Below are 23,597 nucleotides of genomic sequence, written 5' to 3' on the forward strand. Positions count from 1 at the left end.
ATTCGCGCGGTTCGAGCCGGGCCGGCCGCGCCAAAGCGCCGCCCTGAACTGCTACCCGGAGCTCTTGCGTTGAACCGTCGCGTTAAACCGTATCTCCGCCGCAAGGCGGGAAGAAACATATAATTCTCGCATAGATACCACGGAATCCCCGGATGCCTACCCTGTACTTCACCGCCCTGTTCGTCGTCGCCGTCGTCGCGATGGTCGGCACCAAACTCTGGCTCGCGTCGCGGCAGATCCGCTTCGTCGTCGCGCATCGCGAACAGGTGCCGAGCCAGTTCGCGAACACCATCGCGCTCACCGCGCATCAGCGCGCGGCCGACTACACGGTCGAGCGCACGCGGCTCGCGATGGTCGAGATCGTCGTCGGCGCGGCCTTGCTGATCTGGCTCACGCTGCTCGGCGGCGTGCAGATGCTCGATCTCGCGATCTCCGACTGGCTCGGCCGCGGCTACGTCGGTCAGATCGCGCTGGTTGCCGCTGTGATCGCGATCACGAGCGCGATCGACCTGCCGTTCGATTACTACCGGCAGTTCGTCGTCGAGCAACGCTTCGGCTTCAATCGCATGAGCAAAAGCCTGTTCTTTTTCGACCGCCTGAAGGGCGCGCTGCTCGGCATCGCGTTCGGCCTGCCGTTGTTGTTCGTCGTGCTGTGGCTGATGAACCGCGCGGGCAACCTGTGGTGGCTGTGGGCATGGGTCGTGTGGGTCGCGTTCCAGATGTTCGGCCTGCTGATTTTCCCGACCTTCATCGCGCCGCTCTTCAACAAGTTCGAGCCGCTGAAGGATGAAGCGCTCGTGACCCGCATCGAGGCGCTGATGAAGCGCTGCGGCTTCGCCGCGAAGGGCCTGTTCGTGATGGACGGCAGCCGCCGTTCGGCGCACGGCAACGCGTACTTCACCGGCTTCGGCGCGAGCAAGCGCATCGTGTTTTTCGACACGCTGCTCGCGCGCCTGTCGGGCCGCGAGATCGAAGCGGTGCTCGCGCACGAGCTCGGCCACTTCAAGCGTCGTCACGTGATGAAGCGCATGCTGGTCACGTTCGCGATCAGCCTCGCGATGCTCGCGCTGCTCGGCTGGCTGACGCAATGCGTGTGGTTCTACGAAGGGCTCGGCGTGCGGCCGTCGCTCGTCGGCGGCAATAGCGGACTCGCGCTCGTGCTGTTCTTCCTCGCGCTGCCCGTGTTCATGTTCTTCGTCACGCCGCTTGGCAGTCTCAGCTCGCGCAAGCACGAGTTCGAAGCCGACGCGTTCGCGGCGACGCAAACCGACGCGCACGATCTCGTCAATGCGCTCGTCAAGCTGTACGAGGACAACGCGTCGACGCTGACGCCCGATCCGATCTACACCGCGTTCTACTATTCGCATCCGCCGGCCTCGCAGCGGATCGACCGACTGCTGCAGCACGCATGAGCGGCCGCGCTCCGAAGAAGGCGGCGCGCGGCGCGTCGGCCACCGCATCCGGCATGCACGGCGCGCGCACGGGCGGCCTCGTGGTGGCCGCGCACGGCCGCCACTATCTGGTCGCTCCTGAAGACGGCGGCGCGTTGCTGCAATGTTTCCCACGCGGCAAGCGCAGCGAGGTCGCGGTCGGCGATCGCGTGATCTATGAGCCGACCTCGGCGGATCAAGGCGTGATCGTCGAGATCGGCGAGCGGCGCAATCTGCTGTATCGCTCGGATCAGTACAAGTCGAAGCTGTTCGCCGCGAACCTCGACCAGTTGCTGATCGTGCTCGCCACCGAGCCGCATTTCAGCGAGGATCTGCTCGGCCGCGCGCTCGTCGCCGCCGAGGCGAACGAATTGAAGCCGCTGATCGTGCTGAACAAGATCGACGTCACCGATGCTCTGGACGGCGCGCGCAAGCGGCTCGAGCCGTATCGCGCGCTCGGCTATCCGGTGCTCGAAGCGTCGATCCGGATGCAGCCCGAGGCGGCACGCGCCACGCTGACCGAACATCTGCATGGTCACGCGACGCTGCTGCTCGGCCAGTCCGGCATGGGCAAATCGACACTCGTGAACCTGCTGATTCCCGATGCCGAAGTCGCGACGCGCGAGATCTCGACCGCGCTGAACAGCGGGCGCCATACCACGACGTTCACGCGTCTTTATCCGCTGCCGCGGTCGGAGGGCACGACCGGCGTGAATGGCGTCAACGGCGCGGCCGGCGCGCTGATCGACTCGCCGGGCTTTCAGGAATTCGGCCTGCATCACCTGACCGAAGGCCGGCTCGAACGCGCGTTCCCCGAGTTCCGGCCGCTACTGCCAAACTGCCGTTTCTATAACTGCCATCATTTGCACGAGCCTGGCTGCGCGATCCTCGAAGCGGTCGCCGACGGGCGCATCCGCCGCGAACGGCATGCGCTTTATGCGCAGCTCGTGCACGAGGCGAGCCTGATTGTCCGCTGACATGAAGCTGATGCGCGCGCCGAACCTGATCATCGGACAGCATTGGGTCAACGTGCTGGAGACCGCGGGCATCGCTTGCGAGCTGCACAACCGCTATCTGAACGGGGCGCTCGGCGAGATTCCGGCCGACCAGTGCGCGCCGGAGTTGTGGCTCGTCGATGAACGCGATGAGGCGATCGCGCGGCGGCTGATCGAAGCGGCCTCGCGAGGACCGGCGCCGGGCGCGCCTCCATGGCAATGTCAGCAGTGCGGCGAGGTGCTCGAGGCGCAGTTCACCGTGTGCTGGCAATGCGGGACTGTGCGCGATCCGTTGAAGGGGTGAAGCGGCGTCGGGAATTGAAGAAGCCGGGCATTGCCCGGCTTCTTCTTGTGCTGCGCGCATGGCCTGGCCGCTTCAGGCGAGCCACACCGCGATGGTCAGCATCAACAGCAGGATCATCCACAGTACGACTGCACGCCACACCAGCCCCACTGCCGATTGCAGCGTGCGCGGCGTGCAGTCGTCGCCGACCTGCATCGGACCGCCGTCGCCGGTGGCGAGCGCGTCGAGGCTCGACGGCTCCGCGAGTGGCCCGGCCAGGCGCGCGCCGAGCGCCCCGCTGCCCGCGGCGAGCAACACGCCGTCGTTCGTATCGGGCCACTGCCGCGCATGGTTGCGCCACGCGTAAATCGCATCCTCGAAATTGCCGACGATCGCAAAGCCCAGCGACGTCAGCCGCGCCGGCACCCAGTCGATCACGAAGAACGCGCGCTGCGCGAAGCTCGAAAACGCGACGGTGCGGTCGTCGGCCGGCCGCGCCCATGCGCGCGCGAGATATTCCGCGCAACGGTACAGCACCGCGCCAGCGGGACCGACCGGAATCAGGAACCAGAAGAACACGCCGAACACATGACGATGCGACGCGACCACCGCGTGGATCAGCGTGTGACGCACGATCTCGCTGACCGGCATGTCGACGGTCTCGAGCCCCGTCCATTCGTTGAGAATTTCGCGCGCGCGTGGCACGTCGTCGTTGTTCAACGCGAGATGGATGTCGGTGAAGTAATGGCTGAACTGCCGGAAGCCGAGCGTGAAGTACAGCGCCACGACGTTCCACAGGAACGCGAGCATGAAGTGAATGTGATACAGCACGTAGTAGACGAGCGCGACCGCGAGCGTCCAGGGCACCACCACGACGAGCCACGCGAGCAGACCGTGACGTTGCTTGCCAGCATCGAATCCGTGCGCCGCCGACTCCGCATGGTATTGAAGCAACGCGGACAACGGATTGTTCGGCGACAGCGCGCGTACCTGTTCAATGATCAGAGCCAGCAATACGGAGAAAAAAGTCATGCGATGCGCCGTGCTTTTTAAGTTTTTTACGATTGTTTTATAACGATAGCACAGGGTCGGATGAGTCTGAACGCGGATGCTGACAAAGCGCCGACAAGTGCGTCGTTCGCGCAACTGTGCATCGTCGACGGGGCGATGCGAGTCACGTAATTTATGCGGCGAGGAACCGATACAGGTTGCGCAGCATCGCCGCCGTCGCGCCCCAGATGAAATGATGGCCGCCTTGCACGGCTGCTGGCGTGACCGTCTGCGGGTGGTGCGCGCCGCGCTGCTCGGCGGCCTCCGGAGCCACCGTCAATTCGCCGCGCGGATACGGCATCGCGAAGAAGCGGCGCTCTCCGCCCTCGTAGCGGAACAGGCGCTCTTCGTGGTTGGACGGGTCCATCAGGAACGCGAGCGGCACTTCGAAGACCTCGGCCACTTCGAGCGTATCGATCTCCAGCGAGAACGGCGGGTGCACAAGAGCGATGACCGGCGACACGCGAAAGCCGGTGCCAGTGAGATAGTCGGGCAACGCGCCGAGAACTTCGACGCGCGACGCGTCGAGGCCCACCTCTTCGCGCGCTTCGCGCAGAGCCGTAGCAGTCGCATCAGCGTCGAACGGTTCCTGGCGGCCGCCGGGAAAACTCACCTGACCGGCGTGATCGTTCAGATGGTCCGCGCGCTGCGTGAGCAACACGGTAAGATCACGCGCGCGCACGACGAGCGGCACCAGCACCGCGGCCACGCGCGGATCGAGGTCGGTATTGCGCCACGGCGCATCGGCAATTTTCTCGGGTGTCCAGGCAAGCTGCCGATCAAAGCGCGCCCGCAGTGCATCGGGCGTCAGACGCTCGCGCGCGACCGGTGGCAGATCGGCGCCTGTCGCGATGACAGGCAGAGTTTCGGGCTCAAAGACGGGGCGGATCAACGGGTCTCTCTGATGAGCGTGGACATGCCGCTATTTTGACCTGGCCAACAAAAAAGCACCCGCGAGGGGTGCCTTTTCTTACAGCATTTACGCTTGGGAAGCAGCGCGGTCTTTCGAGACCAGCTTTTCCTTGATTCGAGCCGACTTGCCCGAACGCTCGCGCAGATAGTACAGCTTCGCACGACGCACATCGCCGCGACGCTTGACGACGATGCTAGCCAGCAGCGGCGAATACGTCTGGAACGTACGCTCGACGCCTTCGCCCGACGAAATCTTACGGACGATGAACGACGAATTCAGACCACGGTTACGCTTGGCGATCACGACGCCTTCGTAAGCCTGCACACGCTTACGCGTGCCTTCAACCACGTTCACGCTGACGATGACCGTATCGCCCGGACCAAAATCCGGAATGGTCTTTTCGCCGAGAACGCGCGCGATTTCTTCCTGCTCGAGTTTTGCAATCAGATTCATCACTGACTCCTAGATCCATCTTGTCGGCGTTCGTACCTGCCTCACGCGCTTACTGCGTTGGGCTACGGCCCCGATAGAGGATGGGTTCACATCTGGCACCGCACACGCATGCACGGCACCGCCTTGTGTCCGCTCGAAAGACCGGGGCCTCAGGCCTTCGGCTCTTCCTTCGCGAGACTCGCGAGCCACGCCTCGTCGGCACGGCTCAGCATTCTGTTCTTTCTGGCCTTCACGATCAGATCGGGCCGCTTGTTCAACGTGTTGCGCAATGCTTCGCGCCGCCGCCACGCTTCGATTTCCGCATGATGGCCGCCGAGCAGCACATCAGGCACCCGCACGCCCTCGTATTCCTCGGGACGCGTGTAGTGCGGACAATCGAGCAGCACATCGACGAAGCTATCCTGCACCGCCGACTGTGAGTCGTTCAGCACGCCAGGCAACTGACGCACGACCGCATCCATCAACGCCATCGCGGGCAACTCGCCGCCCGACAGCACGAAGTCGCCAAGGCTTACTTCTTCGTCGACTACACGGTCCAGCAGACGCTGGTCGATCGCTTCGTAGCGCCCGCACAACAGGATCAGACCGGGTTCGGCCGCGAACTTCATCACGCGCTCGTGATTCAGTGTGGCGCCTTGCGGCGACATCATCACGACGCGCGCCGCGCCGATGCCCTGCTCCGACTGCGCCGCTTTCGCGGCACTGATCGCGTCTTCGAGCGGCCGGGCCAGCATAACCATGCCGGGGCCGCCGCCGTATGGGCGATCGTCGATCGTGCGGTAGTTGTCGGTCGTGAAATCGCGCGGATTCCACGTACGCAACCCATAGCGCTGCTGCTTCGCGGCCCGGCTGGTGATACCCCAGTCAGTCAGCGCGCGGAACATTTCTGGAAAGAGCGTCACGACATCGAACTGCATCGCTCTCCCCGCTCAACGATAGATTTCAATAGTCAGCTTCCCAGTCGACGACGATATGCTTTGCCTCCTGGTCCACCGTTTTGACAAAGACGCCGACGAACGGGATCAAACGCTCGCCTGCGATCGGCTTGCCGTTTTTGTCGGTAGCCGGATATTCGATGCGCAGCACCGACTGCGCGCCGTTGTCGATCATGCTGGCGACTTTGCCGAGGTAGAGCCCGGCGAGATTCACCACGTCCAGGCCGATCAGATCGACCCAGTAGAATTCGTCGGCTTCGAGCGCCGGAAATTCGCTACGGCCGATGTATACGCGAGAACCGCGCAAAGCCAACGCCGTATCGCGGTCAGCGACGCCACCCAGACGGGCGACCACGCTGTCGCTATGTGTTTTGGCCTGCAAGGACGGCGCCGATTTGCGCTCCTGGCCCTTCAGCAGCCACCAGCGCTTCGCGCTCAGCAAGACGTCGCCGCCTTGCCCGGCATCCGCATGCGCGGCTACCTTGACCCAGCCTTTGAGACCATAGGCGTCGACGATTGCGCCGACTTCGACCGCATCGGCCGGCCAGCTTGCCGCCGTTTCGATGCGCATTTCTGCAGCTTCGAAATCGGCGTTCGCGGCATTGGCTTGCGCCTCTTTCGCCTTGCCGTCGGTTCGTTCGACCGGCTTGCGGACGAATGCACCGAACGACGCCTGACCAGACGCCTTTGCGCGCGAAGCTGCCTTGACGCTACCAGAACTGCCGGAATCACGCTCAGACATCGAATAACCTCGACAACAACTTCGCAGCCTGCTTTGGCTTCTGCTTCAGTAAAACAAATTGCGCATCGGACTGCTCACGCGAGTTGCGCGAGCCGCCGGCCGAACCGCCGACGATACGCCTGCGGGCCGCCATATCAAGCAGCCGGCTGCGCCTTTTGCGCTTCCTTCACGAGACGTTCGACGGTCGGCGACAGTTGCGCGCCAACACCTTGCCAGTACGTCAGGCGATCCTGAGCGATACGCAGGGACTCGCCCTTCGTAGCGACCGGGTTGTAGAAACCGACGCGCTCGATGAAGCGGCCGTCACGACGGCTGCGCGAGTCGGTGGCGACGATGTTGTAGAACGGGCGCTTCTTGGAGCCGCCACGAGCCAAGCGGATGATGACCATACTAGAATCCTTGAAAACCGGGGTTCGGAACGACTGAAACACGCGATTATAGCGGGAAACCGACGCCATAACAAACACTTACCGGGATAAACTGCGGAACCGGGCTGCACCCACCCTCTACAAGAGGTGCGAGAACCCGCTTAAACGCCCGAATTACCTGAAGGAGCGCCTGTGCAACGCCAGCCGAAACTCCCGTTTCCGTTCGCCTCTTTTGCCTTTTTCGTACGCTTTGCTGGACTTTCGCGCACCTCGTGCAACCGGATTCTACGTGCGGTAGCGGCCGCGGTTATCGCCGCGCAGGCGTTGACGGCAATCGCCGCGCTGCCCATCGAGAAAATCAAGCTGCCGCCGGGCTTTCACATCGAAGTGTTGTCGGACGAGGTGCCGAGCGCGCGCGCGATGACGTTGTCGCCCAAGGGCATTCTCTACGTGGGCAGCGACGATGGCCATGTGTATGCGCTCGAGCTGCGGAACGGCCGCGTGACGGGTCACCACGTGATCGCGTCCGGGCTGCAGATGCCCGCCGGCGTCGCGTGGCGCGACGGCGCGCTGTATGTGTCGGCCGTGTCGAAAATCGTGCGCTTCGATGCGATCGACTCGCACCTGAACGATCCGCCGAAACCGGTCGTTGTCACCGACAAGCTGCCGACGGACACGCATCACGGCTGGAAATTCATTGCGTTCGGCCCGGATGGCAAGCTGTACGTGCCGCAAGGCGCGCCGTGCAACATTTGCCAGAGAGATCCGGACCGCTTTGCGATGATTGGCCGCATGAACCCGGACGGCAGCCACTACGAGGTCGTCGCGCGCGGCATCCGCAATTCGGTCGGCTTCGCGTGGCATCCGGTCACCCACGAACTTTGGTTCACCGACAACGGTCGCGACCTGCTCGGCGACGATATTCCGAGCGACAAGCTCAACCGCGCGCCGCTAGTCGGCATGAACTTCGGCTTTCCGTACTGTCACGGCGGCGACACGCCCGACCCCGAGTTCGGCAAGGATCATCCGTGCAGCGAATTCACGCCGCCAGTGGTCAAGCTTGGCGCGCACGTGGCGGCGCTTGGCATGCGCTTCTACGACGGCCCGATGTTTCCAGCCGACTACCGCAACAATATCTTCATCGCCGAGCACGGCTCGTGGAACCGCAGCAAGAAGGTCGGCTACCGCGTCGTGCGCGTGATCACCGACCCTGACGGCAGCCACGCACGCCAGCAGGTCTTTGCCGAAGGCTGGCTGCAACCCGGCGAATCGGTCTGGGGCCGCCCCGCCGACGTGTTGCCGCTGCCAGACGGTTCGCTACTGATCAGCGACGATACCGCCGGCGCGATCTATCGCGTCACGTATTCAGCGCCGTAACGCGCGGATGCACGCATGTCCGGCTGAACGGCTGCACTCACCTTGAGCCAGGTCCGGCGCATCCCGCCGCCCCGCTTTCAGCCTGGGCGATCGTCCTCCACGTGACCACCCGCGCGCCGCAGGCGTAGAATGCGCGTCGGCCCACGCCCCCGCGGCGCGCCGCTCCTTTCGACCGCCCGTCACTCTGCCCACGCGTTCATGCCCACCGCTGCCTCGACTTCCCCGCGCTTCAGATCCAAGACGCTCACCGCCGCGTTGGCGTTCCTGTTCGGCAGCCTCGGCGCCCACCGCTTCTATCTGTACGGCACCCGAGACATCTACGGCTGGGCGCATCTACTCGGCACGCTGGTCGGCATTCCCGGCGTGATGCTGCTGGTCGCGACCGAGCGCGCGTCGATCCTGGGCTGGGTGCTCGCGCCGATAGGCGCGGTTTCGCTGTTTGCCGCGTTTCTGGCGGCGCTCGTCTACGGGCTGCGTCCTGATCAGAAATGGGATGCGCAATTCAACACCCACACGCAACGCAAAAGCCGCTCCGGCTGGACGGTCATTTTCGTCGTGATCTTTTCGCTGCTGATCGGTGCGTTTCTGCTGATGACCGGTCTCGCGCTCGCATTCCAGACCTACTTCGAAAGTCAGGTCGAAGCGGCCAAAGCGATTTCGCAGTAATGCCCCGGTGGCGGGACCCGCAGACGTTCCTGCGCGCTAGAAAAGCCTCAGTTGCGGATTGTCGCGCGCCGGTGCGCTCACCTGCTCGGCGCGAGGCGGCTCGATCCGGCGGAAATGCGACATGTCGAGAATGCCGCGGTCGCGCCCGTTCAACCCTAACCGGTGCACGGCCTTGTGAAAGCGCTGCCTGAGCAGATCCGCCCATAAGCCCTCTCCCTTCATGCGGGTCGAGAACGAAGAATCGTAATCCTTGCCGCCTCGCATGTCGCGCACACGGCTCATCACGCGCTCGGCCCGATTGGGGAAATGTGCGCCCAGCCAATCCTTGAACAGCGGCGCGACCTCCCACGGCAGCCGCAGCACGATATAGCTCGCATTGCTGGCGCCCGCTTCGGCGCATGCTTCGAGCACGCGCTCCATATCCGGTTCGGTGACGAACGGGATCACCGGCGCGATGCTGACGCCGACCGGAATGCCCGCCTCGCTGAGCGTACGGATCGTGCGCAGCCGGCGCGACGGCGTGGCCGCGCGCGGTTCGAGCGTGCGCGCGATGTCGGCGTCCAGCGTGGTGATGGTGATCGCCGCCATGAATTGCCCGCGCTCGGCCATCGGCGCAAGCAGGTCGATGTCGCGCTCGATCAGCGATGATTTGGTGATCGCCGCGAACGGGTGGTTGCGCTCGCTGAGCACCTCGATCACACGACGCGTAAGACGCAAGTCACGTTCGGCCGGCTGCCACGCATCGGTGGCGACGCCGAGCGCGATCGGCTCGGGTACATAGGATTTCTTCGACAGTTCCCGCTCGAGCAGTTCGGGCGCGTTGATCTTCGCGTAGATGCGGCTTTCGAAATCGAGCCCGGGCGACAAGCCCAGGTAGCTGTGCGTGGGCCGCGCGAAGCAATAGATGCAGCCGTGTTCGCAGCCCCGGTAAGGATTCAGCGACACATTGAACGGAATGTCCGGCGACGCATTGCGTGTGAGGATGGTTTTTGCGCGCTCCTCGAACACCTGCGTGCGCAGGACCTTCGGCTCCCCGTCTTCGTCGGCCGTCTGCCAGCCGTCGTGGACGGCTTCGCGCTGGTCGACTTCGTAGCGGCCTTGCAGGTTCGTGACCGCGCCGCGTCCCTTGCGAGGCGCCGGCGGGGCGATCGGAAATTCGGGAATGTCAGGGGTGTCGGGGTCATCCACGGCGGGCCACGCAAAGCAAACGCAAACAGGAAGCGTCAAAGGAAAGCGGCGCAAAACACCTGTATAAATATACAGTGTTTACGCCGTTTGTCGAGCACTTCGTTGGTCGCTTGATGCGCGTCCAACCCCTCAGTGAACCGGCACCTACTCGCCCACCGCGATCGTCAGCGTCTCCTTGATTTCCTCCATCACCACATAGCTCTTCGACTGCACCGCGCCCGGCAGCTGCAGCAGGATGTCGCCGAGCAACTTGCGGTAATCGGCCATTTCGCCGATGCGCGCCTTGATCAGATAGTCGAAATCGCCCGACACGAGGTGGCACTCGAGCACCTCGGGGATCTTCTGCACCTCGCGCCGGAACAGATCGAACATGTTGCCACTCTTGTGATCGAGCGTGATCTCGACGAACACGAGCAGCGCCGCGCCCAGCTCGGCCGGGTTCACGCGGGCGTAGTAGCCGGTGATCACGCCGTCGCGCTCCATCCGCTTGACGCGCTCGATGCACGGCGTCACCGACAGACCGACCTGCTCCGCCAGGTCCTTCATCGCCATACGGCCGTCCTGCTGCAGGAGCCGCAGGATCTTGTGATCGAGCTTGTCGAGAGCCCGCACGGGCTGGCGCTGGGTACGCATGGTGTTTTTTCTAAAAATGATGAAAATACGATAACAAAACCTGTCTCACTATTAATAGTATAGCGGTTAACACTGGGCAAACGGCATTTCACCTCACATTGCAGCTCGCCGGATCGAATCAGATCGAACCTCCGACGAGCGCCTTGCCCTCACTCAATTTTTGGATATCTGGAGCAGCTATGCGAGTCGTCGTTTTGGGCAGTGGCGTCGTCGGCGTGACGAGTGCGTATTACCTCGCGCGCGCCGGTCACGAAGTGACCGTTATCGATCGCGAGGCCGGCCCGGCGCTCGAAACCAGTTTCGCCAACGCGGGCCAGATCTCGCCGGGCTACGCTTCGCCGTGGGCCGCCCCGGGCGTGCCGCTGAAGGCCGTCAAGTGGATGTTCCAGAAGCACGCGCCGCTAGCGATTCGCGTCGACGGCACCGCGTTCCAACTGCGATGGATGTGGCAGATGCTGCAGAACTGCACGGCGCCGCGCTATGCGGTGAACAAGGGCCGTATGGTGCGGCTGGCCGAATACAGCCGCGACTGCCTGCAGGCGTTGCGCGCCGACACCGGCATCGAGTACGAAGGCCGCACCGGCGGCACGCTGCAGGTATTTCGCACGCAACAGCAGTTCGACGGCGCCGCGAAAGACATCGCCGTGCTGCAGGAAGCCAACGTGCCATACGAGCTGCTGACGGCCGACGAACTCGCCAAGGCCGAACCAGCACTCGCCGCGGTGTCGCACAAGCTCACCGGCGGCCTGCGCCTGCCCGGCGACGAAACCGGCGACTGCCAGATGTTCACGACGCGCCTCGCGGCGCTCGCCGAGGAACTGGGCGTCAAGTTCCGCTACAACACGTCGATCGACGCGCTCGCGATGGCGGGCGGCCGCATCGCCGGCGTGCAGTGCGGCAGCGAACTCGTGCGCGCGGATTCGTTCGTGGTCGCGCTCGGCTCGTATTCGACGCGCTTCCTCGATGGCATAGTGAAGATTCCGGTCTATCCGCTGAAGGGCTATTCGATCACCGCGCCGATCGTCGACGCGGCTGCCGCGCCGGTGTCGACCGTGCTCGATGAGACCTACAAGATCGCGATCACGCGCTTCGATGACCGGATTCGCGTCGGCGGGATGGCCGAGATCGTCGGCTTCGACAAATCGCTGCGCCAGGCGCGCCGCGAGACGCTCGAGCTTTCCGTGAATGACCTGTTCCCGGGCGGCGGCGACACGTCGAAGGCGACGTTCTGGAGCGGTCTGCGGCCGATGACGCCGGACGGCACGCCGATCGTCGGCCGCACGCCGGTTCCGAACCTGTTCCTGAACACCGGCCACGGCACGCTTGGCTGGACGATGTCGTGCGGCTCGGGCCAACTGCTCGCCGACTTGATGTCGGGCAAGCAGCCTGCGATTCGCGCGGACGATCTGTCGGTGCATCGCTATCTCGGCGAGACCGCGGGCGAGCATCGGCCGGCGTATGCGTGAGTTTGAGTGCGTGCGCTGACGCGGCCCTGCCCGCGGCGCAGGCCACAACAAACAGCAGCCGGACAAACAAACGGCGCCTCGCGGGGCGCCGTTTGCATTTCAATGTGCTGCCGCGATCGCGGCCGGCATCGAGGCATGCTCAGAACTGGTCTTCCGACAAAGCCAGCACGCCCTCGCCCCCCTTCGCGCTGACGATCGCCACTTCGAGCGCCGCCGCCTGCGGCAGCACGTGCTCGGCGTAGAACCGCGCGGTCGCGATCTTCGCGTCATGAAACGCTGGGTCCTCGTCGCGCTTCGTCGCCGCGGCAAGCTGCGCACGCGCCATCTGCCAGCCGCCCAGCACGATGCCCGCGAGCTTCAGATAGGGCACGCTGCCCGCGAACACCGCATTTGGATCGCCCTTCGCATTGGCGACGACGAAATCGACGACCGCGCCAAGCGCGCGCTGGCCCTGCGCGAGCTGTGTGCGCATCGATGCGAACGCCGCGCCCTGCTGCGCGCCAAGCGCTTCAACCGTTTCGGCGACGCCAGCGAGCAGTTCCTTCGCGACCTTGCCGCCGTCGCGCAGCGTCTTGCGACCGATCAGGTCGTTGGCCTGGATCGCGGTCGTGCCTTCGTAGATCGGTAGAATGCGCGCGTCGCGGTAGTACTGGGCAGCGCCGGTTTCCTCGATGAAGCCCATGCCGCCATGCACCTGCACGCCGAGGCTCGTCACATCGATCGACAGCTCCGTGCTCCAGCCCTTCACGATCGGCACGAGGTATTCGTAGATCGCCTGATGCTTCGCGCGCGTCGCATCGTCCGGATGACGATGCGCGATATCGCAGTGCGAGGCCGCGACGTAGGCGAGCGCGCGCGACGCCTCGGTGAGGCTGCGCATCGTCGACAGCATGCGGCGCACGTCCGGGTGCTGGATGATCGCGACCGACTGCTTCGCGGAGCCGTCCACGGGACGGCTCTGCACGCGCTCTTTCGCATACGCGACCGCCTTCTGATATGCGCGATCCGAGATCGCGACACCTTGCATGCCGACCGCGAAACGGGCGGCGTTCATCATGATGAACATGTATTCGAGGCCACGATTCTCTTCGCCGATCAGCTGACCGAGCGCGCCACCGTGATCGCCGAACTGCAGCACCGCGGTCGGGCTCGCCTTGATGCCGAGCTTGTGCTCGATCGACACGCAATGCACGTCGTTGCGCTCACCGGGCGAACCGTCTTCGTTGACGAGAAACTTCGGCACAAGGAACAGCGAAATGCCTTTCACGCCATCGGGCGCGTTCGGCGTGCGTGCGAGCACCAGATGCACGATGTTCTTCGCCATGTCGTGCTCGCCCCACGTGATGAAAATCTTCGTGCCGAACAGCTTGAACGAACCGTCGGCCTGCGGCTCGGCGCGCGTGCGTACGAGCGCGAGATCGGAGCCGGCCTGCGGCTCGGTCAGGTTCATCGTACCGGTCCATTCGCCGGAAATCAGCTTGGGCACATAGGTCTGTTTTTGCGCTTCGCTGCCAGCGGTTAGCAGCGCTTCGATGGCGCCGTCGGTCAGCAACGGACACAGCGCAAATGATAGGTTCGACGCGTTGAGCATTTCGATGCAAGGCGTCGCGATCAGCTTCGGCAGGCCCTGGCCTTCGTAGTCGAGCGGATGTTGCACGCCCTGCCAACCGCCTTCGGCAAACTGGCGGAAGGCTTCCCTGAAACCCGGCGTCGCAGTGACCACGCCATCCTTCCAACTGCTCGGATTGCGATCGCCGTCGACGTTCAGCGGCGCGAGCACTTCGCCGCATAGTTTCGCCGACTCGTCGAGCACGGCCCGCGCGGTGTCGAGGTTCGCGTCCTCGAAGCCGGGCAGCTTCGCGATGTCTTCGAGTCCGGCCAGTTCTTTCATCACGAACAGCATGTCCTTGATGGGCGCCGTATAGCTCATTTCGGTTCTCCTCCCTTGATATGAAAAAAGGGCACGGGACTTGGTCGGTCCTGCGCCCTTCGCTTGCTTTCGGCGGCCTCTTTCAGGCGCCGCGGCGCTTAGCCGAGTTCGCTCACGAGTTCCGGCACGAGGGTGAACAGATCGCCAACCAGGCCGTAATCGGCCACGCTGAAAATCGGCGCTTCTTCGTCCTTGTTGATCGCGACGATGACTTTCGAGTCCTTCATGCCGGCGAGGTGCTGGATCGCACCCGAGATGCCGACTGCGACGTACAGTTGCGGCGCGACGATCTTGCCCGTCTGGCCGACCTGATAGTCGTTCGGCACGAAGCCCGCGTCGACCGCCGCGCGCGATGCGCCGAGCGCCGCGCCGAGCTTGTCGGCCAGCGGCTCGAGCACCTTCATGTAGTTCTCGCCATTGCCCAGACCACGGCCACCCGACACGATGATCTTCGCGCTCGTCAGTTCCGGACGATCGAGCTTCGTCACTTCGCGGCTCACGAACTGCGCGAGGCCTGCGTCGGCTGCCGCTTCGATCTTCTCGACCGCTGCGCTGCCGCCTTCGGCTGCAACTGCATCAAAACCGGTCGAGCGCACGGTGATGACCTTGATCGGATCAGCCGATTGCACGATCGCGATTGCGTTGCCCGCGTAGATCGGACGCTCGAACGTGTCGGCGCTATCCACTGCCGTGATGTCGCTGATCTGCGCGACGTCGAGCTTCGCGGCGATACGCGGCGCGACATTCTTGCCGTAGGCGGTAGCCGGCGCGAGGATGTGCGTGTAGTGCTTCGCCGCATCTTGCACAAGCGTCAGCACCGTTGCTTCGACGTTTTCCGCGAGGCCTGCGGCCAGCTGCGGCGCATCGGCGAGCAGCACCTTGCTGACACCAGCGATCTTCGCGGCCGCATCGACCGCGCCCTGCGCGTTATGTCCCGCGACCAGCACGTGAATATCACCGCCGATCTTCTGTGCCGCTGCGATCGTGTTCAGCGTCGCGGCCTTGATCGACGCATTGTCGTGTTCTGCAATTACCAGGTTCGTCATTTCTCGGGTCTCCTCACAGCACCTTCGCTTCGGTCTTCAGCTTCTCGACCAGCGTCTTCACGTCCGGCACCTTCACACCGGCGGAGCGCCTGGGCGGCTCGGCGACTTTCAGCGTCTTCAGACGCGGCGTGACATCGACGCCGAGGTCTTCGGGCTTGACCGTTTCCAGCGGCTTTTTCTTCGCCTTCATGATGTTCGGCAGCGTTACGTAGCGCGGCTCGTTCAGGCGCAGATCGGTCGTGACCACGGCCGGCAGCGTCAGCGACAGTGTTTCCGCGCCGCCGTCCACTTCACGCGACACCGTCGCCTTGCCGTCCGCCACGACAAGCTTCGACGCGAACGTCGCCTGCGGCAGATTCGCGAGCGCGGCGAGCATCTGGCCGGTCTGATTGGAGTCGTCGTCGATCGCCTGTTTGCCGAGGATCACCAGTTGCGGCTGCTCCTTGTCGACGAGCGCCTTGAGCAGCTTCGCGACGGCGAGCGGCTGCAGGTCTTCACCAGATTCGATCAGGATCGCGCGATCCGCGCCGATCGCGAGCGCCGTGCGCAGCGTTTCCTGCGCCTGCGCAACACCGGCCGACACGGCGATCACTTCGGTTGCGACGCCGGCTTCCTTCAGACGCACCGCTTCTTCAACCGCGATTTCGTCGAACGGGTTCATCGACATTTTCACGTTCGCGATATCGACGCCCGTACCGTCCGATTTCACGCGGACCTTCACGTTGTAGTCGACCACTCTTTTCACTGGCACCAGAATTTTCATGCACACGCTCCAAAGTTACGAATACGTCAACCCGATGAACATTATAGCGACTGCCCTCATGACAGCCGTGTCGCGGGCGCTTTGCGGGAGGATATCGCTCCTCAGCGGCGTAACGGCAATATCGAACGATCGTTCTATTTTAATCTCCAAAAAACCCGGGAGACAACCCCGGGTTCCGACTCAGACCTCTAATTTCGCATTGCCGTCGTGTTCTGCGAGGTCCGCGGGCGTTGCATCACCAGGAGGTGATCACCGAGCCGCCGAATTTGCTGTCGACGAACTGCTTCACTTCCGGCGAGTGGTACGCCGCGACGAGCTTCGCGACCCACGGCTTGTTCTTGTCCGTTTCGCGAATCGCGATCACGTTTACGTAGGGACCTTTCCGGTCCTCGATCGCGATAGCGTCCTGCGTTGGCTTGAGGCCCGCTTCCATCGCGAAGTTGGTGTTGATCGCGGCGGCATCGACATCGCCCAGCGAACGCGGAATCTGCGCCGCGTCAAGCTCGACGATCTTTAGTTTCTTCGGATTGTCGACGATGTCGAGCGGCGTCGCCTTCAGGCCCGCCTCGGCGCGCAGCTTCAGCAAGCCCTGCTTCTGCAGCAACAGCAGCGCGCGGCCGCCGTTGGTCGGGTCGTTCGGCACGGCGATCTTCGCGCCCGGCTGCAGTTCGGCGAGCGACTTCACCTTCTTCGAGTAGATACCCATCGGGTACGTGACCGTATCGGCGATACGGATCAGCTTGTAGCCGCGATCCTTCACCTGCGCCTGCAAGTACGGGTCGTGCTGGTAGCTGTTCGCGTCCAGATCGCCGCCCGCGAGCGCCGCGTTCGGCTGCACGTAGTCGGAGAATTCGACGATCCTGATGTTCAGGCCGTTCTTCGCGGCGACCGTCTTCACGACGTCCATGATCTGCGCGTGCGGGCCGCCGGTGACACCAACCTTGATCGTGTCTTCGGCATGCGCCGCGGTGGTGGCGAAGAGCGTTGCCGCGCCGAATGCGGCGGCCAGCTTGAGAATGAAGCGACGTTGCATGATGGACCTTTTCCGAATCTTTATTAGCGGGCTTCCAAACGCCCTTGTTTATTTGTGGCTCAGACGACGCACGAGCCAATCCCCAAACGACTGCACCAGTTGCACGAACACGATCAGTATCAGCACGACCGCGAGCATCACTTCTGGCAGGAAGCGCTGATAGCCGTAGCGGATGCCGAGGTCGCCAAGACCGCCGCCGCCGATCGCGCCGGCCATCGCCGAATAGCCGACCAGCGACACGAACGTGATCGTCAACCCGGCGACCACCCCCGGCAGCGATTCCGGCAACAGCACCTTGAAGACGATCTGGCTGGTGGTCGCGCCCATCGCCTGGGCCGCCTCGATGAGCCCGCGATCGACCTCGCGCAGCGCCGTTTCGACCAGACGCGCGATGAACGGCGCCGCGGCGATCGTCAGCGGCACGATCGCGGCCGCGGTGCCGATTGACGAACCGACGACAAGTCGCGTAAACGGAATCACCGCGACCAGCAGGATGATGAACGGCGTCGAGCGCACCGCGTTGACGATCACGCCCATCACGCGATTCAACGCGACGTTTTCGAGCACGCCCTGGCGGTTGGTCAAATACAGCAGCACGCCGAGCGGCACGCCGACCACAGCGCCAATCAGTCCGGAGACGCCCACCATGATGAGCGTCTCCCAGAACGACTGGACGAACATATCGAACATTTCACTCAACATGCGAGAGCTCCTCCACTACGACACCCTGCTCGCGCAGAAACGTGATCGCCTGCGCGACCTTGGCCGGATCGCCGCCCGCGAGGACCGCGAGCGAGCCGAACGCCTGCCCCTGGATTTCGTCGATCTGGCCGTGCAGGATGTTGAAGTCGAGCTCGTAGCGGCGAATCGTCTCCGACAGGATCGGCTGATCGACGCCCGAACCGGTGAACGCGAGGCGCAGCAGATGGCCGCTGCCGGTCTTCAACCGCTGCGCGACGCGCGCCTTCATGGCGGGCGGCAGCTCCTGCGCGATCACGTCGCCGATCAGCGCGCGCGTGACTTCGTGGTGCGGCTGCAGGAACACGTCGATCACCTTGCCCTCTTCGACGACGCGGCCCGCGTCGAGCACCGCGACGCGATCGCAGACCTGCTTGATCACGTCCATCTGGTGAGTGATCAGCACGATCGTCAGGTTCAGTTCGCGGTTGATGCGCTTGAGCAGATCGAGGATCGCGCGGGTGGTTTCGGGGTCGAGCGCGGAGGTCGCCTCGTCCGACAGCAGCACCTTCGGCTTGCTCGCGAGCGCACGCGCGATGCCCACGCGCTGCTTCTGCCCGCCGCTGATCTGCGCCGGATAGCGGTCCTTCTGCGCCGACAGACCGACGAGCTCGAGCAGCGGCAGCACGTTCGCCTCGATCTCGTCGCGCTTCATGCCGGCCAGTTCGAGCGGCAGCGCGACGTTCTCGTACACGGTGCGCGACGACAACAGATTGAAGTGCTGGAAGATCATGCCGATCTCGCGACGCGCGTCGCGCAGTTGCGCGGCGGGCAGCGTCGTCAGATCGCGGCCGTTGACGAGGATGTTGCCCTCGGATGGGCGCGTCAGCAGGTTGATCGTGCGCACGAGCGTGCTCTTGCCCGCGCCGCTGCGGCCGATGATGCCGAACACCTCGCCCGCCGGAATCGTCAGATTGACGTTGTGCAGCGCCTCGACCCACCCCCGGGACCCGGCAAACCGCTGGGAAACATTGCGTATTTCGATCATGGACAAACGAAAACGGCGGAGGCTGCCGGCGAGCATCGTGCTCCCGACATGCGGCCGCCGTTACTTTTATTGGGATTTGAGGACGTCATTCTACCGCAGCGACGACATGCCCTTTAATAATCAATTTCGATCTTTTCATAACCTGCGGGCATTAGAGCCGCGCCTTATGCACGAAGCTCACGCGCTTCGCGCCGCGACGACTATGATCGGGCCACTCTCCTTCAGCACAGGCCGCCGCCATGCAGACTTCTCCGAGCCACACCGTGCGCGCGAGCGCCGGCAGTCTCAATAAAGATGCGCCGCAGCGCGGGTCGGTGACGACCGGCGATGGCATCGAGTTGCCGCTGTATCGCTGGCGGCCGAACGGGCCCATACGCGCGACGGTCGCGCTGCTGCACGGCCTCGCCGAGCACGCCGGCCGTTACGCCGCCGTAGCGGGCCGGCTCAACGCGGCGGGCATCGAGCTCGTCGCGATCGATCTGCGCGGCCACGGCCACGCACCCGGCAAGCGCGCCTATGTGAAATGCTTCGACGACTACCTGCTCGATGCGCAGGCGCTGCTCGACGCCGCCGCGCAAAGCTGTGCGCCGTTATTCCTGATGGGTCACAGCATGGGTGGCGCGGTGGCGGCGCTGTATGCGATAGAGCGCCTCGACGCGAGCGGGCGGCGCCTCGCCGGTCTGATCCTGTCGAGCCCCGCGCTCGCGCCGGGCCGCGACGTGCCGAAGTGGATGCTCGCGCTAAGCCAGGTGATCAGCCGCGTCTACCCAACCTTCCCGGCGATGAAGATCGACCCTGCGCTGCTCTCGCGCCTTCAGCCGGTGGTCAAAGCCAACCTCAACGATCCGCTCGTGCATCACGACGCGATTCCGGCGCGCACGGGCGCCGAGCTGCTGCTCGCGATGGCGCGCATCGAACGCGGACGCGCGAGGCTGCGCATGCCGCTGCTCGTGTTTCATGGCACCGACGACAAACTGACCGAGCCCGACGGCAGCCGCGCGTTCGGCGAGCACGCGGGCTCGCCGGACAAGACGCTCACGCTGCACGAGGGTAGCTACCACGAGACGATGAACGACCTCGATCGCGATCGGGTGATCGAGGCGTTGGTCGAGTGGATCGAAAGGCGGGCGGTGGGACCGAGTTGACAAGACGCGGCGCTTGCTGGCCGTCGACTACCGCTTCCACTCCGGCGCACGTTTGTCGATGAAAGCCTGCACGCCTTCGAGCGCCGAGTCGTCCATCATGTTGCAGGCCATCGTCTGCCCCGCGAGCTGGTACGCGGCTTCGATACCCATTTCGAGCTGCCGGTAGAACAGGCCCTTGCCCGCGCTGACAGCTTCGACCGGCTTCGCGCAGATGCTCGCGGCGAGCCGCGCGACTTCGTCGTCGAGCGCATCGGCTGGGGCGACGCGGTTCACGAGCCCCTGCTTGCGCGCTTCGGCGGCGTCGATGAAATCGCCGGTCAGCAGCATTTCGAGCGCGGCCTTGCGCGACAGGTTGCGCGACAGCGGCACCGACGGTGTCGCGCAGAACAATCCGAGGTTCACGCCCGATACGGCGAAGCGCGCGGTATCGGCGGCGACCGCGAGATCGCACATTGCGACCAGCTGGCAGCCGGCGGCGGTCGCGATGCCATGCACGCGCGCGATCACCGGCTGCGGCATGCGCTGGATCGTCAGCATCAGCTTCGTGCAGCGCGCGAACAGCTGCTGGTAATAAGCAAGCGATGGCGCCGCGCGCATTTCCTTCAGGTCGTGCCCCGCGCAGAACGCGCGGCCAGCGCCGGCGATCACGACCACGCGGGCATCGGTCTTCGCGATCCCGGTCAGCGTCTGCTGCAGTCCGTCGAGCAATGCTTCGGACAGCGCGTTGAACGCATCGGGCCGGTTCATCGTCACGCGCACGACGCCCGCTACGCGATACGCGTCGTGTTCGATCGTGACCAGCGACGCGTCGCCGGTGCTGGCGGGACTGGCGTTCATGGCTCGCTCCTCGGTACGTGAATGTCGATTTTCGCTCGCTGGCTTTCGAGCCACTGTCGCCGCGTGCAGTCGGGCAACCTCAGATCTCCGCCAGCGACCGCACGTGCGCGACCACGCTGCGCCCGAGCGCCGACAGGTTGTAGCCGCCCTCGAGACAACTGACGATGCGCCCACGCGCATAACGCCGCGCGATCTCGCGCATCTGGTCGGTGATCCACGCGTAATCGTCTTCGACGAGGCCCATGTTGCCGAGGTCGTCCTCGCGATGCGCGTCGAAGCCGGCCGAGATGAACAGCATCTCCGGCCTGAATTCGTGCAGGCGCGGCAACCACAGCATATCGACCGCTTCGCGCACGGCCATGCCGCTCGAACGCGCCGGCATCGGCACGTTGCACATGTTGGACGCCTGGTTGTCGGCGCCCGTGAACGGATAGAACGGGTGCTGGAAGATGCTGCACATCAGCACGCGCGGGTCGCCCGAGAACGCGGCCTCGGTGCCGTTGCCGTGATGCACGTCGAAGTCGATGATGGCGACGCGCGCGAGACCATGCACGTCGAGCGCGTGGCGCGCGGCGATCGCGATGTTGTTGAAAAAGCAGAAGCCCATCGCACGCGCCGGCTCCGCGTGATGGCCCGGCGGCCGCACGCTGCAGAACGCGTTGTCGTAGCGGCCTTCGATCACCGCGTCGGTGGCGGCGACCGCCGCGCCCGCCGCGCGCAGCGCGGCCTGCCACGTGTGCGGATTCATCGTCGTGTCGGGATCGATCTCGGCGACGCCCTCGACGGGCGAGCGACCGCGGATGTAGTCGACGTGCGCCTGCGTGTGCACTCGCAGCAGCGCGGCCTCGTCGACGAGCGGCGGCGATTCGCGCTCGATCAGCGCGTCGATGCGGCTTGCGATCAGTTGATCCTCGATCGCCTGCAGGCGCGCGGGACACTCGGGGTGCCACTGCCCCATGTCGTGCAGCAGACAGTCGGGGTGGGAATAGAAGCCTGTTGCCATAGTTCGTGTTGTGCGTCTCTTCTACGGCGCGACGCATGAACTGCGCGCGCGGCGTGTCTCCGTCGAGCGGCGCGCGCCCCCGCGCGCCTCCATTCGTCAAGTTACCACACGACGCCGCTGTCGCCGATTCAGCACGGTTTTGCGGGAGCCGTCGGATATACTTCCCCGACCCGTTATTCGCCGTTTCGTTCCTGCCGCTTTCCGACTGCTTCCAGCCTTTCACGCATCGCGCTCACTGCTCACCATGACCGTCAAGCTTGCTCTGTCCGCAGGATCCCCACGCCACCGGCTTCGCCTCGGCACCCACGCCGCCTCACTGATCGTCGCATCGTGCATGTTCATCGCAGCAAGTCCCGCGTGGGCGCAAAGCGCCACGAGGAAAGCACCGGTGCAACTCGCGCAGAGCCAGCCGGTGCAACTCGCGCAGAGCCAGCCGCAGCAGCCGGTACCGCAAGGACAGACGTTCGAGGAAGAGATCATTCCGCAGCGCTATGCGCACAACGCGAACGTCGATGCGTTCATCAACGAGATGGTCGCGCGCTACGATTTCGACGAAGCGTCGCTGCACGCGCTGTTCACCGGCGTCAGCTACTCGGCGACCGCGGTGAAGCTGGTCACCCCGTCACCGACGCCGTCGGTCAAGAACTGGCGCTCGTATCAGGCGCGCTTCCTCGACCCGGTGCGCGTCAATGCCGGCGTGCAGTTCTGGCGCGAGAACCGGGCCACGCTGCAGCGCGCGTATCAGGAGTTCGGCGTGCCGCCGGAGATGATCGTCGGCATCATCGGCGTCGAGACGATCTACGGTCGCTACATGGGTAATTTCCGCGTGCTCGATGCGCTGACCACGCTGAGCTTCGATTATCCGAACACCGCGAATCGCGCGGACCGCCAGGCGACCTTCCGCAAGAATCTCGAAGACTACCTGGTGTGGACGCGCGACGCGCAGATCGACCCGAACACGGTGCTCGGCTCGTACACCGGCGCGATCGGCATTCCGCAGTTCCTGCCGAGCAGCATCGTCCAATACGCGGTCGACTACGAAGGCAACAAGCGCATCGATCTGCGCACGAGCGATGCGGATGCGATCGGCAGCGTCGCGAATTATCTGCGCCAGAACGGCTGGGAAAGCGGCCGGCCGGTGGTATGGCGAATCGGCTCGGACGCGGGCAGCCTCGGTGTCGCGCAGGCCGCGGCCAATGGGCAGCCGGAGCCGCACTGGCCGCTCGACCAGTTGCTGCGTGCCGGCCTCGTGCTGAACGAGCCGAACGTCGATATTGCTTCTGAAGCGGGCACCCCGGTCACGGTGGTCGATCTGCCGACACCGGGACGCGGCACCGAGTTCGTGCTCGGCCTGAAGAATTTCTACGTGCTCACGCGCTACAACCGCAGCTTCTTCTATGCGCTCGCGGTGTACCAGCTCGGTCAGAAGGTCAAGGCGCAGATGCAAGCGATCGACGCGGCGAATGCCGCAAAAGCGGCCAACAACGGCGCCGCGTCGCAAGGCCAGGCGGATCAGTCAAACTCAGATTCGCAGTGAGTCGCGGCGCGAGTCGTCGCGGACGCCTCGCGTTGAAGGACGTAAAAAAAGCGCCGGCTCGACCGGCGCTTTTTATTG

General features: G+C 64.3%; 24 protein-coding genes. 8 read left to right on the plus strand and 16 right to left on the minus strand.

The features are described 5' to 3' along the window. The first annotated feature begins 152 nt into the window (after positions 1 to 152). From OKW29_RS30420 to OKW29_RS30430, 3 genes are read left to right on the plus strand one after another with little or no spacing between them, the layout of a single operon-like run. A complete protein-coding gene (locus OKW29_RS30420) occupies positions 153 to 1,412 on the plus strand; it encodes a M48 family metallopeptidase (protein WP_429293662.1) in 1,260 nt (419 codons plus the stop codon). Further along, the gene (gene rsgA / locus OKW29_RS30425) at positions 1,409 to 2,407 is read left to right on the plus strand and encodes a ribosome small subunit-dependent GTPase A (RefSeq protein ID WP_429293663.1); all 999 of its coding nucleotides are present in this window, start codon (positions 1,409 to 1,411) and stop codon (positions 2,405 to 2,407) included. The genes OKW29_RS30420 and rsgA overlap by 4 nt, the downstream gene beginning before the upstream one ends. Position 2,408: 1 nt before the next feature. Continuing rightward, positions 2,409 to 2,729 carry a DUF2007 domain-containing protein gene (locus tag OKW29_RS30430; RefSeq protein ID WP_184006321.1) on the plus strand — a complete coding sequence of 107 codons (321 nt, stop codon included), beginning with the start codon at positions 2,409 to 2,411 and terminating at the stop codon, positions 2,727 to 2,729. Between the two features lie 72 nt (positions 2,730 to 2,801). Here OKW29_RS30430 and OKW29_RS30435 read toward each other — a convergent pair whose 3' ends face one another. The 6 genes from OKW29_RS30435 to rpsP all read right to left on the minus strand — a co-directional run bounded on the left by OKW29_RS30435 (position 2,802) and on the right by rpsP (position 7,190). After that, positions 2,802 to 3,740 carry a CobD/CbiB family protein gene (locus OKW29_RS30435; RefSeq protein WP_429293664.1) on the minus strand — a complete coding sequence of 313 codons (939 nt, stop codon included), beginning with the start codon at positions 3,738 to 3,740 and terminating at the stop codon, positions 2,802 to 2,804. Positions 3,741 to 3,891: 151 nt separating this feature from the next. Next, complete coding sequence (locus OKW29_RS30440; RefSeq protein ID WP_429293665.1) at positions 3,892 to 4,650, minus strand: NUDIX hydrolase; 759 nt, start codon at positions 4,648 to 4,650, stop codon at positions 3,892 to 3,894. 87 nt (positions 4,651 to 4,737) lie between these two features. Next, positions 4,738 to 5,124: a 50S ribosomal protein L19 gene (gene rplS / locus OKW29_RS30445; RefSeq protein WP_013090115.1), complete on the minus strand. Its 387-nt coding sequence runs from the start codon at positions 5,122 to 5,124 to the stop codon at positions 4,738 to 4,740. 149 nt (positions 5,125 to 5,273) lie between these two features. After that, entirely contained in the window at positions 5,274 to 6,041 is a 768-nt protein-coding gene (gene trmD, locus OKW29_RS30450; RefSeq protein WP_184027806.1) for a tRNA (guanosine(37)-N1)-methyltransferase TrmD, read from the minus strand. A gap of 25 nt (positions 6,042 to 6,066) precedes the next feature. Next, entirely contained in the window at positions 6,067 to 6,801 is a 735-nt protein-coding gene (gene rimM, locus OKW29_RS30455) for a ribosome maturation factor RimM (protein ID WP_429293666.1), read from the minus strand. 134 nt (positions 6,802 to 6,935) lie between these two features. Then, a complete protein-coding gene (rpsP, locus tag OKW29_RS30460) occupies positions 6,936 to 7,190 on the minus strand; it encodes a 30S ribosomal protein S16 (protein WP_013090118.1) in 255 nt (84 codons plus the stop codon). Between the two features lie 261 nt (positions 7,191 to 7,451). Between rpsP and OKW29_RS30465 the strand changes: the two genes are divergently transcribed. Together OKW29_RS30465 and OKW29_RS30470 are read left to right on the plus strand one after the other, a co-directional pair. Continuing rightward, positions 7,452 to 8,546 (plus strand): PQQ-dependent sugar dehydrogenase, encoded by a 1,095-nt coding sequence (locus OKW29_RS30465; RefSeq protein WP_429294972.1) that lies wholly within the window; start codon positions 7,452 to 7,454, stop codon positions 8,544 to 8,546. 198 nt (positions 8,547 to 8,744) lie between these two features. Next, positions 8,745 to 9,212: an NINE protein gene (locus OKW29_RS30470; protein WP_429293667.1), complete on the plus strand. Its 468-nt coding sequence runs from the start codon at positions 8,745 to 8,747 to the stop codon at positions 9,210 to 9,212. A 36-nt stretch (positions 9,213 to 9,248) separates the two neighbouring features. Here OKW29_RS30470 and OKW29_RS30475 read toward each other — a convergent pair whose 3' ends face one another. Both OKW29_RS30475 and OKW29_RS30480 read right to left on the minus strand, forming a co-directional pair. Continuing rightward, a complete protein-coding gene (locus OKW29_RS30475; RefSeq protein ID WP_429293668.1) occupies positions 9,249 to 10,400 on the minus strand; it encodes a PA0069 family radical SAM protein in 1,152 nt (383 codons plus the stop codon). A gap of 144 nt (positions 10,401 to 10,544) precedes the next feature. After that, positions 10,545 to 11,033, minus strand: coding sequence for an Lrp/AsnC ligand binding domain-containing protein (locus tag OKW29_RS30480; protein ID WP_090801287.1), 489 nt, complete (start codon positions 11,031 to 11,033; stop codon positions 10,545 to 10,547). Positions 11,034 to 11,212: 179 nt separating this feature from the next. Between OKW29_RS30480 and OKW29_RS30485 the strand changes: the two genes are divergently transcribed. After that, the gene (locus OKW29_RS30485) at positions 11,213 to 12,499 is read left to right on the plus strand and encodes a D-amino acid dehydrogenase (protein ID WP_429293669.1); all 1,287 of its coding nucleotides are present in this window, start codon (positions 11,213 to 11,215) and stop codon (positions 12,497 to 12,499) included. A 139-nt stretch (positions 12,500 to 12,638) separates the two neighbouring features. On the opposite strand, the gene OKW29_RS30490 is transcribed toward OKW29_RS30485, so the two are convergent. From OKW29_RS30490 to OKW29_RS30515, 6 genes are all read right to left on the minus strand, one after another. After that, positions 12,639 to 14,429: an acyl-CoA dehydrogenase gene (locus OKW29_RS30490; RefSeq protein WP_429293670.1), complete on the minus strand. Its 1,791-nt coding sequence runs from the start codon at positions 14,427 to 14,429 to the stop codon at positions 12,639 to 12,641. A 98-nt stretch (positions 14,430 to 14,527) separates the two neighbouring features. Beyond that, positions 14,528 to 15,475, minus strand: a complete 948-nt coding sequence (locus OKW29_RS30495; RefSeq protein ID WP_429293671.1) for an electron transfer flavoprotein subunit alpha/FixB family protein — start codon at positions 15,473 to 15,475, stop codon at positions 14,528 to 14,530. A gap of 13 nt (positions 15,476 to 15,488) precedes the next feature. After that, a complete protein-coding gene (locus OKW29_RS30500) occupies positions 15,489 to 16,238 on the minus strand; it encodes an electron transfer flavoprotein subunit beta/FixA family protein (RefSeq protein ID WP_184027740.1) in 750 nt (249 codons plus the stop codon). Between the two features lie 235 nt (positions 16,239 to 16,473). Then, entirely contained in the window at positions 16,474 to 17,271 is a 798-nt protein-coding gene (locus tag OKW29_RS30505; protein WP_429293672.1) for a MetQ/NlpA family ABC transporter substrate-binding protein, read from the minus strand. A gap of 48 nt (positions 17,272 to 17,319) precedes the next feature. Then, positions 17,320 to 17,973: a methionine ABC transporter permease gene (locus OKW29_RS30510; protein ID WP_184070708.1), complete on the minus strand. Its 654-nt coding sequence runs from the start codon at positions 17,971 to 17,973 to the stop codon at positions 17,320 to 17,322. Next, a complete protein-coding gene (locus OKW29_RS30515; RefSeq protein ID WP_429293673.1) occupies positions 17,963 to 18,997 on the minus strand; it encodes a methionine ABC transporter ATP-binding protein in 1,035 nt (344 codons plus the stop codon). Before OKW29_RS30515 ends, OKW29_RS30510 begins: the two co-directional genes overlap by 11 nt. 239 nt (positions 18,998 to 19,236) lie before the next feature. On the opposite strand from OKW29_RS30515, the gene OKW29_RS30520 reads away from it, so the two are divergent. Next, positions 19,237 to 20,142 carry a lysophospholipase gene (locus OKW29_RS30520; protein WP_429293674.1) on the plus strand — a complete coding sequence of 302 codons (906 nt, stop codon included), beginning with the start codon at positions 19,237 to 19,239 and terminating at the stop codon, positions 20,140 to 20,142. A 27-nt stretch (positions 20,143 to 20,169) separates the two neighbouring features. On the opposite strand, the gene OKW29_RS30525 is transcribed toward OKW29_RS30520, so the two are convergent. Both OKW29_RS30525 and OKW29_RS30530 read right to left on the minus strand, forming a co-directional pair. Continuing rightward, positions 20,170 to 20,979, minus strand: a complete 810-nt coding sequence (locus tag OKW29_RS30525) for an enoyl-CoA hydratase (protein ID WP_184027710.1) — start codon at positions 20,977 to 20,979, stop codon at positions 20,170 to 20,172. A gap of 79 nt (positions 20,980 to 21,058) precedes the next feature. Next, on the minus strand, positions 21,059 to 21,982 hold the full coding sequence (locus OKW29_RS30530) for a histone deacetylase family protein (protein WP_429293675.1): 924 nt from the start codon (positions 21,980 to 21,982) through the stop codon (positions 21,059 to 21,061). 334 nt (positions 21,983 to 22,316) lie between these two features. Between OKW29_RS30530 and mltB the strand changes: the two genes are divergently transcribed. Then, positions 22,317 to 23,519, plus strand: coding sequence for a lytic murein transglycosylase B (gene mltB, locus OKW29_RS30535; protein ID WP_429293676.1), 1,203 nt, complete (start codon positions 22,317 to 22,319; stop codon positions 23,517 to 23,519). The last annotated feature ends 78 nt before the right edge of the window (positions 23,520 to 23,597 follow it).

Source organism: Paraburkholderia sp. CI3, assembly GCF_050436505.1.
GTDB lineage: Bacteria > Pseudomonadota > Gammaproteobacteria > Burkholderiales > Burkholderiaceae > Paraburkholderia > Paraburkholderia tuberum.